This window comes from Nocardia sp. NBC_00508, from assembly GCF_036346875.1.
In the GTDB taxonomy this organism is placed as follows: domain Bacteria; phylum Actinomycetota; class Actinomycetes; order Mycobacteriales; family Mycobacteriaceae; genus Nocardia.
The window spans coordinates 4,052,394-4,064,057 of record NZ_CP107852.1 but is presented as its reverse complement, the minus strand read 5'-3'; the positions used below and the strand labels follow the sequence as shown (position 1 = coordinate 4,064,057).

Below are 11,664 nucleotides of genomic sequence, written 5' to 3'. Positions count from 1 at the left end.
CCCTATTGCCGACCGGCGACAGCACGGTCATTCACTCACAACGTGGGCGTCGCGGGATTCGTTTCCGGCCAGGTTTTGCCCTCAGCGAACAGGCTGCCCGACGACCGAATCTGCGACGCGCACGGAGAACCCCGGTTGCCTACCCGGTGTAGAGCGTCTAACCGCAGGGCACCGGGCGAGGATGGGCGGGATCGAGCGCGTTGAGCACGTAGGTCGCGGCCCTCGGACTGCCCGCTATGCCCGTATGCCCAGAGTAGTCCGTCGCGCATCCCTGCTGAACCACGATGTTCGTGACGCCGGGCCCGGCGACCAGCCCCGCGGTGTAGGGCACGACCATCTCGTCCAGCACGGTGGCGATATTCGTATAAGTCACGTCGGGGTGGTAGACGCCGTCCTTGTTGAGCGCGCGCACGAACTCCGATCCTTGCAACACCTGGCGGCATGCCTGGCATGGCGATCCGGCCACCGCGTCGAAGACCGGGCCGAGGCCGAGCCGCGTGCCCCAGTCGTTGAGTTCCGCCATGCCGCCCGCGTTCGAGCCGAGCCAGGGCGGGGCCAGTCCGACCAGCTTGTCCACCTTCGCCGCGCCGCCGAGCCGCTTGACGAAGTAGTTGCCGATGAAATTGCCCTGGGAGTGGCCGATGAGGTCGACCTGGGCCGCGCCGGTCGCGGCGAGCACCCGGCCCACGAACGTGGCGAGCTGTGCCGCGCTCTGCTCGATCGGGAGCATGCCGCCGATGGCCGAGGCGGGCCAGGGCAGGTTGTAGTTGCCGAAGGTGCCCGCGTACACGCAGTAGCCCTCGTTGGCCAGCAGCGGCGCGTACACGCCCCAATTCGTCTGTGGACCACCACCTGTGCCGTGCACGAGAACAACGGGGTTCGGGTGCGCAGCGCTGGGCCGGCAGGACCAGTTGTTGGCGCCGGGCGGGGAACCGCCCGGGTTCGCCAGCTCAGCTGGGATGCCCGCGAAGAAGTTGTAGTCGACCGGATATCGCTCCTGCGCGTGCGCCGAGCCTGCCGTGGCGGCGCACATCACGGCGAGCAGAACGACGAGCAAGGAAAAGCCTGAGACACGTCGCACGATAGCCTCCAGGTATCGACCGTGTTCCGGGGAAGCTACCGCATGGAGTGTCCCAGGCGGGGGAGATTCCGGTGGATTTCCGGAGAAACTACCGCTGACCGAAAGCAGGCGCTCCGGGCTGGTTCGGCGCCGCGTACTGGCCTGCGACCACGGAACCCGCCGGTCCCACCGCGACGGTCGACTTCCCCTGCTGGACGCCCGCGACGAACAGCGCGCCGCACAGCGCCAGGAAGGCCAGCGTGTGGAAGACCCCGCGGACGATGTTCCAACGAACCCATGCGGCTTCGTAGTCGGCGCGGACCGCGGCGAGGTCGGTGATCGAGGCGGGATCGCCCGCGGCGGCCAACTGGTCGTTGAGCGGGACGTTCAACCCGGAGGTCACCGCGAACGCGATCACGTTGAGCACCAGCGCGAGCACGATCCAGATCAGCGTGCTCCGGTGTTCCCGCCCCAGGTGCAGCGCCGCCGCCAGGATGGTGAATCCGACCGTGCCGAGGAACCCGATCATGAACCAGGGGTTGATGATCACCACGTTGATCTTCTGCATCACGTCGATCATCGCGCGGTCGTCGGTGCGGGCCAGCGCGGGCATCACCGAATTGGCGTACGCGTAGAAGAGGCCCGCGATCAGGCCCGTCGCCAGCGTGGCCAGCACCAGTGCGGCGAGACGTGTGGCGGTCATGACTTCCTCCTGCTTGAAAACCCGCCGGAGCGGAATCGCTCCGGCTGTGTGTATCCAAGTCAAGCCGTCGACGCAGGCACTCTCCATGGCCGAGAAGCTCGATCGGCTAAGCGAGCGTCTACGGTGGAGGCCTCACAGATCCCGATCGGAAATGAGCCCACTCTGCATGGCCAGTCCAGCCAGCCGCACCCGCTTCTGGTTCTGCGGCAGATCCTCCACGCCGAACTTGGCGAACAGCGCGCGAAGATGGGTCTTGATCGCATCGACGCTGAGGAACAGCTCCTCCGCGATCTGCTGATTGGAGGCGGGCGTAGCGAAACCGGCGCCATGTTTGTATGGGCGGCACAGCGCGATCAGCACCGAGCGCTGCGTGTCGGTCAGCGACCGCGCGCTGGGAATCGCGCCGGCCGTCGAGGTGCGGGTGATGTCGTCGGCCACAGCGCCGAAATCGTGGAAGGAAACCTTCGAGGTGCCGACCCGAATGACGTCGCCCGCCATCAGCCTGCGCCGACCGACCAGCCGGTCGCCGTTTACGAAAGTGCCGTTGCGGGAAAGCCCGTCGTCGACGATCGTCCAGTGCGCGCCCAGGTATTCGACCGCCGCGTGCAGCCGGGAGACCTCCGCGTCCCAGCTCAGGGACAGATCGGCATGCGGAGAACGGCCGATGGTGACACGGCCGCGGTCAGGTGTGAGCGTGAACTCCTGTTGGCGACCGGCGTCATCGGTGAACCGTAAGAATGATCCGATGAATCCTGTCACTGCGCCGATACCTCGCCTTTCCATACCGCCAGTGACCGTCGCACGTTTCCATGGTGCCCCGTTCGGGAACCTCGAGCAAGATCGATTCGCCCGCCGTCATGGGCCACCGCGTGATCTGGCCTTGCTGCTATATCGAAGCCCTATCACAAACAAGACCGCCGCCCCGACGTCGCACGATTCGCCGGGACGGCGGCCGAAATAGAACTATCCCTTCGCGGCCTTGTTGTACGCGTCGGTGATGTCGGCGGAGATACGGCCCCGCGCGGACACCTTGTGCCCATTCCGACGCGCCCACTCGCGAATTGCGGCGCTTTGTTCCCGGTCGATGGAGACCCGGCTCTTGGGCGCACCCGCCGCCGTCGCGGCGGCCTTGACCCGGCGCCGACCGCTGACCCGGCGCGCATTCGAAACCCACTCTTCCAAACCGTCGCGCAGCTTCGAAGCATTTGCCGACGACAGATCGATCTCGTACGACACACCGTCGATCGCAAACTCGATGGTCTCGTCTGCGATGGACTCACCGTCGACATCGTCGATCAGGCTAACGGTGACCTTCTTTGCCATGAGATGAACGTCCTCTCGAAATCGTGCGACCCGCATACTAGGCCGATTACCCGAGGCAAGAATACCTCGAATTCCGGAAATTCCAAGACGGAGTCGCTGCTTTGCAATCTGAGTGGTCACCTGGTGACCGGACGCACAATTGGGAACAGTATCGTTTCTCGGATTCCCAATCCTGTCAGCGCCATCAACAAGCGATCGATTCCCATACCGGTTCCGGTGGTCGGCGGCATGCCGTGCTCCATCGCCGCGAGGAAGTCCTCGTCCAGTGCCATCGCTTCGTCGTCACCCTGCGCGGCCAGCCGAGCCTGGTCGACGAACCGCTCGCGCTGGATCACCGGGTCGACCAACTCCGAATAGCCAGTAGCCAACTCGAAGCCGCGCACATAGAGGTCCCACTTCTCGGTGACGCCTGCTCGACTGCGATGCTGCCTGGTCAGCGGGGATGTCTCGACCGGGAAGTCGCGCACGAAAGTCGGTGCGTACAGCTTGTCGCCATACTGGTGTTCCCACAGTTCCTCGACGAGTTTCCCGTGGCCATAGCCCTTGTCCTCCGGAATTTCCAGACCAACCCGATCCGCGAGTGCGCGCAATTCGGCAACGGACGTTTCCGGCGAGACCGAGACACCCAGCGCATCCGAGAGCGACGGGTACATCTCGACGGTCGCCCACTCGCCGCGCAGATCGTATTCGGTACCGTCGGCCAGGGTCACCACCTGGGTGCCGAACACCTCTTGGGCCACTTCCTGCACCAATTCCCGAGTCATCCGCGCCGAGTCATCATAGGTGCCGTATGCCTGGTATGTCTCCAGCATCGCGAACTCCGGGGAATGTGTGGAGTCCGCACCTTCGTTCCGGAAGTTCCGGTTGATCTCGAAGACCCGCTCCAAGCCACCGACGACGCAGCGCTTCAGGAACAGCTCGGGCGCGATGCGCAGGTAGAGGTCCATATCGAGGGCATTCGAATGGGTCATGAACGGCCGGGCTGCCGCTCCGCCGTGCAGCGTTTGCAGCATCGGCGTCTCCACCTCGAGGAATCCTCTGCGCTCGAGTGCGTTGCGCAGCGCGCGCACCACGGCGATACGAGTACGCGCCATTTCCCTGGCTTCCGGACGCACGATCAGGTCGACATAACGCTGCCGGACCCGCGACTCCTCGTTCATCTCCTTGTGCGCGACCGGCAGCGGGCGCAGCGCCTTGGCCGCCATGAACCAGGTATCGGCCATGACGCTCAGCTCGCCGGTCCGTGAGGCGATGACCTCCCCGTGCACGAAAACGAAGTCGCCTAGGTCGACGTCGGCCTTCCACGCGGCAAGCGAATCCGCACCCACCCCGTTGAGGCTGATCATCGCCTGCAGCTTGGTGCCGTCGCCCTCCTGCAGGGTCGCGAAACACAACTTGCCGGTATTACGCATGAAAATGACGCGTCCGGCGACACCGGCCTCATGGCCGGTCGCCGTGTCAGCGGCCAGGTCGGGATATGCGGCCCGAATTTCGGCGAGGGTATGCGTACGCGGCACGACGACCGGATAGGCCTCGCCACCGGCCGCGAGCAACCGCTCTCGCTTCTCCCGGCGAATCCGTATCTGCTCCGGGGCATCGTCGGCGTCGGGCGCCACGGCAGGCCGCGAATCCGATGTCGATGCGCTGGAGGATGCAGAGTTCGGGGTGCTCACATCGAACAACCCTAGCGTGCACCGGAAATCGTTTTGCGGGCCGCCCAGGGTCTACCCGGCAGTAACGAATCGGTATCGGCCCTGCGACCTACCCGCGGACACTACGAGACCCCGAAATAGCCGGTCCGCATCACAGTGTGTCCGAAAACACCTGCGCGACCGGCTAATTCGAGATGGAAGTGATCGGGGAAATTACAGCGAGGCCAGCGCGTCGAGCTCGCGCGCGAAGTGCGGCGCCCGCACGGCGACGTTCAGCAGCCCCGCGGCCTTCAGTGCCTGGTAGCCGCCGACCAGGTCGGTCGCCCGATGTAATCCGAGTTCTTGCAGCGCGGCAGCAGCCAGGCTGGAGGTAAAGCCCTCGGAGCAGACGACGATCCACTCCACGTCGTGGTCGGCGGCCAAGGCCAACCGAGCGGAACTGGAGGGATCCAGCCGCCATTCCAGCACATTGCGCTCGATCACCAAGGCGCCGGGCAAGGTGCCCTCGCGCCCGCGCTGCGCCTGCGGCCGGATATCCACCAGAATGGCGCCCCGCTCGACCGCTTCCGGCAATTCGAAGGCGTAGATCCGGTTCAGCTGGGCCCGCGCGTTCTCGAGCACCTGATCGATGGTCAAACGGGTCATTACATATCACCTTCGGGCTGGTCGGTGAGGACGGTTCGGGTGCGCCGCAGGGTGCCGTGGCCGGTCACCTCGTAATACGACATGGCGGTCAGCGGCGGGGAATAGGCGTGCACGCTCAGCGTCGGATCGAGCGGGCCCGCGGATTCGGTGGCGGCGGGCGCGCGCATCACGTCGTGCACCCAGCCGATCGGAAACGACGCCTGATCGCCCGCCGTGAGCGTGCGGCAGCGCAGTTCCGTTCCATTCCAACGATATTCGGACAGCGCGCCGCTGAGCACGGTCAGCGCGCCGAGCGACCCGGCATGGTCGTGCAGCTCGGTGGACTTGTCCGGCGTCCAGCTGATCAGCCAGACGTCTACCTCGTCGTCGGCCAGCAATCTGGCCGCCCAGCACTCGTCAGCAGGCCAGAGGCCATTCGCGGGAAGCAGATGGTCATAGCGACCGGCCAGCACATCTTCGGCGCCTTCGTCGGTCAACCGCAGCAGATCGGCCGGACGCAGCCGGGTCGGCAGCGCGGGAGCCACCGAACGATCCAGCGGCGGGGTGGCCGACAACGCGGTACGCGCGGACGAAAGGGAAAGTACGGAAGAACGCATGAGCGAATCTCCAGGAGGATGGTATCGGTCGAGGGCGGGTAGGCAGCCTCGATCGGTCGAGGCAAGTCAGCCTCGACAACACTCCTGGGTGCTCACGCTAAAAGACACGAGAGCGAGCTTAACAGAACGCGGCGCGGTGTCGGCAAGTGCCGCTCCTGCGACGAATCCAACACCGCGCAAATCAGACACTTCCCTTGCGCCGCTGGTTGCGTTCGTATACAAGCCGCAGGCCGGTCAGAGTGAGATGCGGATCATGGTCCTCGATGGTCTCGGATTCCGGGACGATCAGCGGCGCGGTCGCGCCGGTCGCCACCACCGCGACATCCTCGCCGGCGAAGGCGTCGAATTCGTCGCGAATCCGATCGATCAGTCCGTCCACCAGGCCGGCGAATCCGAATACCGCGCCGGACTGCATGCATTCCATGCTGTTCTTCCCCAGCACCGACCGTGGCCTGGCCAACTCGGCCCGCCGCAGCGCGCTGCGTTCCACCAGGGCCTCGGTGGAGATCTCCACGCCGGGCGCGATGATCCCGCCGAGGAACTCCCCTTTCTTGGACACCAGATCGACACAGATCGCCGTGCCGAAATCGACGACGATCGCGGGCGAGGAATACCGCTGGTAGGCGGCCAGACAATTGACGATGCGGTCCGCGCCCACTTCTTTCGGATTGTCGACCAGCAGCGGAATGCCCGTGCGCACACCGGGCTCCACCAGAACGTGCGGAACGTGTCCCCAGTACTGACCGAGCATGCCGCGCAGCTCGCGCAGCACGGGCGGCACGGTCGACAGCGCGGAGACGCCGATCACCTCGTCCAGTTGCGCGCCGACCAGCCCGCGCACCTGCATGGCGAATTCGTCGGCGGTCAGCAGCGGATTGGTGTGCATCCGCCAGTGCCGCACCAGTTTCGAATGCGCCCCCGTCCCCGAGAACAGACCGAGTTCGATACTGGTGTTTCGGACATCGATGGTCAGCAGCATGTCCCGGTCGCCGACTCTCAGACGAACGACAGGGAGCGCGGCGAGGTCAGGCCCGAGCCCTCCGGCGCGTGCGCCGGGTCCGAGCCCAGCTCGACCGGGCGGTTGCGCTCGTCGACGAACACGACCTTGGGGTCGTACTCCGCGAGCTCCTGCTCGTTCAGCTGACCGTAGGCGATCAGGATGACCAGGTCACCGGGGTGTACCAGGTGGGCGGCGGCGCCGTTGATCCCGATCACGCCGGAACCCCGCTCACCAGCGATGACGTAGGTCTCCAGCCGGGCGCCGTTGTCGATGTCCACGATGCAGACCTGCTCGCCTTCCAGCAGATCGGCGGCGTCGAGCAGGTCCTGGTCCACCGTGACCGAGCCGACGTAGTGCAGGTCGGCATGCGTCACGGTGGCACGGTGGATCTTCGACTTCATCATGGTGCGCAGCATTGCGTCGCCCTTTCTAGTTCGCGGGAGGGAGCAGGGCGGGATCTGACACCGCCTGGGCAGGCTGGGAGGAGGAGTCCGCGGCGGGCCGCGAACCGGAGACATTGGGGTGGCCGTCGATCGGAGCGCCGAGGGTGACCGCGATGTTGTCGATGAGCCGGGTGGCGCCGACCTTGGCCGCGATCAGCAACCTGGCGTTGCCGGTGACCGGGGCAGGACCCAGGTTGGACGAGCGCAGCTCCAGGTAGTCGAGGTCGACGCCGGTCGTGGCGTCGAGTACCTGGCGGGCCGCGGCCAGTACCGCGCCGCCGCCGAGACCACCCGCATGCTTGCCCGCCGACAGCGCGGCCGAGAGCGCGAGCGCCGATTCGCGCTGCGCCGCATCGAGATAGCGATTGCGCGAGGACAGGGCCAGGCCGTCGGCCTCGCGAACGGTGACCACCGGGGTGATCTTCACGTCGAAATCGAGGTCGCGAACCATCTGCCGGATCAGCGTGAGCTGCTGGTAGTCTTTCTCCCCGAAAAACGCCTCGGTAGGGCGCGCAATCTGCAGCAATTTGGCGACCACGGTGAGCATGCCCGCGAAATGGGTCGGGCGGCTTGCCCCCTCGAGCTCGGCACCGAGCGGCCCCGGGTGCACGGTGGTGCGTGGACCGTCCGGGTATATATCGGACACGCTCGGCGCGAACACCAGCTCGACGCCCTCCGCGTGCAGCACCTCGACATCGGCGTCCAGGGTGCGCGGGTAGGCGTCCAAATCCTCGTTCGCGCCGAACTGCAAGGGGTTGACGAAGATCGAGACGAGGACGACCTGATTGGTCCGCTTGGCCAGCCGCACGATCTCCAAGTGCCCCTCGTGCAGGGCGCCCATGGTCGGCACCAACGCGACAGTGCGGCCGACGCCGCGCAGGGCGCCGGACACCGCACTGAGCACCGCGGGATCGTGGTGCACGGTCAGCTCGCCGGGCCGGTAAGCGCCGCGCAATTTCGGATCGAACATCAGCGTCCTTCCAGCAGCTCGATAACGGCGGGCGCGGTGCCAGCCCGCTCCGCGGTGCGAAGCGACAACGCGCGATACCCCTCGGCCAGCCGCGGGTCGACCGCTGTCAGCGCGGCCAGATGCGCGGCCACCGCGTCCGCGTCGCCGCGGGCCACCGGACCCGTCAACGCGGACTGGCCGCGCCGCAAGGCGTTGTCCAGCGCGGCCGAGGCCAACGGGGCGAGCAGACGCTCGGCCAGACCGCCCGGCTGATCGTCGACCACCTGCTGGCCGAGCAGGCCGGGTCCCTCCAGCGCGACGCGCAGCGCGGCCAGCGCGTCGACGATCACCGTGACCAGGTGATTGCTGCCGTGCGCGAGCGCGGCGTGATACAGCGGCCGGTTCTCCTCCGGCACCCGCACCGGCTCGCCGCTCATCTCGATCACCAGCGACTGCGCGATGGCGTAACCGACCTCGTCGGCGGCGGTGATGCCGAAACAGGCGTTGCCGAGCCGGGTCACGTCTTCGTCGTGGCCGGTGAAGGTCATGGCGGGGTGGATGGCGAGCGGAAGAGCGCCGAGCTCGGCAAGCGGGGCCAGCACGCCGACACCGTTCGCGCCGGAGGTGTGCGCCACGATGGTGCTCGGCCGGACGACACCGGCTCCGGCCAGGCCGCGAACCAGACCGGCCAGTTCGGTGTCGGGCACGGCGAGCAGCAGCAGCTCGCTGCGCGCGGCCACCTGTTCGATCGGCAGAATCTCCGAGTCGGGCAGCCTGGTGCGGGCACGGCGCACCGACGCGTCGGAGATCGCGCAGACGCCGAACACCACGTGTCCGGCGCGCTCGAGCGCCGCGCCCAATGCCGATCCCACGCGTCCCGCCGAGACGATTCCCACCGTCAGGCGTGCGGGCGCGGGGTCGTAGCCCGAAGTAGGGCTGTCGGAATTCACGCTTCCCGAGGTCAACGTTGTCCTCTCGATGTCGTTCCAGTCCCGCCATGCGGGTACCGGACGGTACGTCACGAGAATATCGGCACGCGGTTTGCCGATGCCACGGGGTGCCCGAGTGATTTAGGCCGCAGTGCCGTGCCGGAGCGCGGTCCTGGTCAGCGCCGTTCGCGTTCCTCGGACTGCAAGTTGGCCATGATCTCCGCGACGGATAGACGGCGCGACGGCGTCTCACCGTCGTGCTCGGCCCTGCGCCGCCTGCGCGTGCTCGGCGTCCCCATCGTGGGCGCATCGGTCGGCCGCGACACCGGTTCCGGGCGGGGTTCGGGCCGGACGGCAGGCTGCGTCGGAGGTTCGTCGAGCGGTTCGTCGACCGTCTCGGTGAAAGCGTCGGCCCAGCCGCGCGGATCGGCGTACCGGGGTTCATCGTCGTCCTCGTCGAACGAGACGACCGCGGTCTCGGCGGTGACCGGCTCGTCATAGGGGCTGGCGAAGACCGGAGGCTCGGGATGATCCGGCTCGAAGATCGGCGTCATACTGCTACGTGGTTGCTGGTCGGCGAAGGCCGACCACATTCCGGCATTCGCGGAGCTATTGTCAGCCGATTCCGCGCTCGAGCTGGTCAGCTCCTGAACCCTGGTCGCGTCGGCGCGCAGGGCCGGGCGATCCATCGGCAGATCGCCGTCGAACAGCCGCTGCAAGCTCTGGCGCAGCACGGTGAGCTCGGCGCGCAGCGCCGCGAGTTCGGCCGCGTCGGCGCCCACTTCTTCGCGCACCCGAGCCTCGACGCCGAGTTCGTACTCGCGGCGCGCGGTGACCTCCCGCTCCAGCTGCAACTCGTAGACCGTCTGCAGATCGCGGACCTTCGCCTTGTCGATCGTGGCGTCTTTGCGGTACTTCGTCGCGGCCAGCGCGCCGATTGCGGCGGCCCACAGCGCCGCGACCAGACCTACCCGTACGAACTGCACGTTGTTACTGAAAACCAGGAAAACGCTGGCAACCAGACCCAACAGGATCAGGCCGCCGATGAACAGTTTTCCCGCGTCATCCCGCCGTCGACGGGAAGTGCTGCTACGGGAGGGTGAAACCATGCCAGTCAGGGTAGCCAATACGGCGAGCACCGCCCAGATTCCGGTTTTGTGATCCCCTTCGGAAAAATAGCTATGTTGTTGCCGCATCGTCGGTGGGATCCTCAGGGGCGCGGCAGGAGAATTCCAGCCAGAGTGCCGCAGCAACCAAAGCCACCCCCGCCAGCATTCCGACGATCGCGCCCGGGCTGTCGGCAGCCGCCGCCCGCAACGTGCCACGCTGCGGGAAGACCCAGCACAGGAAGCCGAGCCAGATGCCGGCGGCGATCGAACCCACCTGCACCGACGCCTTCGCCAACGCAACGGCGCGGGCGGCTGTGATCGGATGCAGCTGGTGGCGGCCGTCGCCGATCTGATGGTCGCTGACCCTGGCCCGGATCACAAAAGCGAGCACGGCTTCGATGGCGGCCACCGGGTAGAGCGAGGCGCCCGCGAAGATCGAGATCGGCGGGAAGTTGTCGTAGGCCACCCTGGTGGCGATCCACGCGACGATCGCGGCGATGAGCACGTTCGCCACGAGGTCGAGGACACGGGTCGGCTTGAGTTTCACGACACCGTGCCCGTCAGCGAGAACTCGGTGCGGCACACACCGGCGCGCTCGGCCGGATCGAGCCGCTCCAGCAGGTCCGCCACGGCGTGCGGCACACCGTCGACCTCGAGCACCGCGTTCGGCACGACGTCCAGCCACGGCACCAGCACGAAGGCGCGGCGGTATGCCTGCGGATGCGGCAGGATCAGATCCGGGTCGGTGCTGCGACAAGCCACCGGCTCTCCATCGCGTAGTTCCGCGCACCACACCACGTCCACGTCGAGCGTGCGCGCGCCCCAGCGCACGTCGCGGACCCGCCCAGCGGCCTGCTCCAGCTCTTGGCCGCGGCGCAGCCAGTCCGCGCAGCCGAAGGCCGGATCCTCCACCAGCACAGCGGCATTGAGGTAGTCCCCCTGCGGGACACCACCCCACGGCGCGGTGGAATACACCGCGGACACGGCCAGCACCCGGTGGCCGAACCCGTCGAGTACGCTGCGCAGATGCGCGAGCCGGTCGCCTAGATTCGAGCCGATGGACAGCACCGCGCGCGTCATCGGCACGCCTCTGTCGCGCTCGGCTCGGTCCGCGATAGGACCGCGCCGGAATCTCGCTCGCTCATGCCGTGCCCACTAACCGCAGGAGCGGGCTCTCGGTGGTCACGCTGCGCTCCCCCTCCGGGCCTGACCGCCCACGCGGTGTCCATTTCCAGTATGAGCGGGAGCCTGCGTG

Annotated in this window: 14 protein-coding genes; all 14 read right to left on the bottom strand. The window is 67.0% G+C overall.

Going from position 1 to position 11,664, the window contains the following annotated elements; translation table 11 throughout:
* Positions 1–157 precede the first annotated feature (157 nt).
* Positions 158–1,081: an esterase/lipase family protein gene (locus OHA40_RS18015; protein WP_442943745.1), complete on the bottom strand. Its 924-nt coding sequence runs from the start codon at positions 1,079–1,081 to the stop codon at positions 158–160.
* 88 nt (positions 1,082–1,169) lie between these two features.
* On the bottom strand, positions 1,170–1,763 hold the full coding sequence (locus OHA40_RS18010) for an anthrone oxygenase family protein (RefSeq protein WP_330228096.1): 594 nt from the start codon (positions 1,761–1,763) through the stop codon (positions 1,170–1,172).
* Between the two features lie 132 nt (positions 1,764–1,895).
* Positions 1,896–2,546: an FHA domain-containing protein gene (locus tag OHA40_RS18005; protein WP_330228095.1), complete on the bottom strand. Its 651-nt coding sequence runs from the start codon at positions 2,544–2,546 to the stop codon at positions 1,896–1,898.
* 180 nt (positions 2,547–2,726) lie between these two features.
* Positions 2,727–3,086 carry a histone-like nucleoid-structuring protein Lsr2 gene (locus OHA40_RS18000; RefSeq protein WP_330234243.1) on the bottom strand — a complete coding sequence of 120 codons (360 nt, stop codon included), beginning with the start codon at positions 3,084–3,086 and terminating at the stop codon, positions 2,727–2,729.
* 116 nt (positions 3,087–3,202) lie between these two features.
* Positions 3,203–4,702, bottom strand: a complete 1,500-nt coding sequence (gene lysS / locus OHA40_RS17995; RefSeq protein ID WP_330234242.1) for a lysine--tRNA ligase — start codon at positions 4,700–4,702, stop codon at positions 3,203–3,205.
* A gap of 249 nt (positions 4,703–4,951) precedes the next feature.
* On the bottom strand, positions 4,952–5,374 hold the full coding sequence (locus OHA40_RS17990; RefSeq protein WP_330234241.1) for a rhodanese-like domain-containing protein: 423 nt from the start codon (positions 5,372–5,374) through the stop codon (positions 4,952–4,954).
* Positions 5,375–5,382: 8 nt separating this feature from the next.
* Positions 5,383–5,979 carry a cysteine dioxygenase gene (locus OHA40_RS17985; RefSeq protein WP_330228094.1) on the bottom strand — a complete coding sequence of 199 codons (597 nt, stop codon included), beginning with the start codon at positions 5,977–5,979 and terminating at the stop codon, positions 5,383–5,385.
* Positions 5,980–6,160: 181 nt separating this feature from the next.
* Entirely contained in the window at positions 6,161–6,958 is a 798-nt protein-coding gene (locus OHA40_RS17980; RefSeq protein WP_330228093.1) for a type III pantothenate kinase, read from the bottom strand.
* Positions 6,959–6,975: 17 nt separating this feature from the next.
* Positions 6,976–7,395 carry an aspartate 1-decarboxylase gene (gene panD / locus OHA40_RS17975; RefSeq protein WP_063022203.1) on the bottom strand — a complete coding sequence of 140 codons (420 nt, stop codon included), beginning with the start codon at positions 7,393–7,395 and terminating at the stop codon, positions 6,976–6,978.
* Between the two features lie 13 nt (positions 7,396–7,408).
* Complete coding sequence (panC, locus tag OHA40_RS17970; protein ID WP_330228092.1) at positions 7,409–8,392, bottom strand: pantoate--beta-alanine ligase; 984 nt, start codon at positions 8,390–8,392, stop codon at positions 7,409–7,411.
* A complete protein-coding gene (locus OHA40_RS17965; RefSeq protein ID WP_330228091.1) occupies positions 8,392–9,321 on the bottom strand; it encodes a Rossmann-like and DUF2520 domain-containing protein in 930 nt (309 codons plus the stop codon). The genes panC and OHA40_RS17965 overlap by 1 nt, the downstream gene beginning before the upstream one ends.
* 155 nt (positions 9,322–9,476) lie before the next feature.
* Positions 9,477–10,409 carry a DUF6779 domain-containing protein gene (locus OHA40_RS17960; RefSeq protein ID WP_330228090.1) on the bottom strand — a complete coding sequence of 311 codons (933 nt, stop codon included), beginning with the start codon at positions 10,407–10,409 and terminating at the stop codon, positions 9,477–9,479.
* A gap of 70 nt (positions 10,410–10,479) precedes the next feature.
* Positions 10,480–10,956, bottom strand: coding sequence for a DUF3180 domain-containing protein (locus tag OHA40_RS17955; RefSeq protein WP_330228089.1), 477 nt, complete (start codon positions 10,954–10,956; stop codon positions 10,480–10,482).
* Entirely contained in the window at positions 10,953–11,489 is a 537-nt protein-coding gene (folK, locus tag OHA40_RS17950) for a 2-amino-4-hydroxy-6-hydroxymethyldihydropteridine diphosphokinase (RefSeq protein WP_330228088.1), read from the bottom strand. Before folK ends, OHA40_RS17955 begins: the two co-directional genes overlap by 4 nt.
* Between the last annotated feature and the right edge of the window lie 175 nt (positions 11,490–11,664).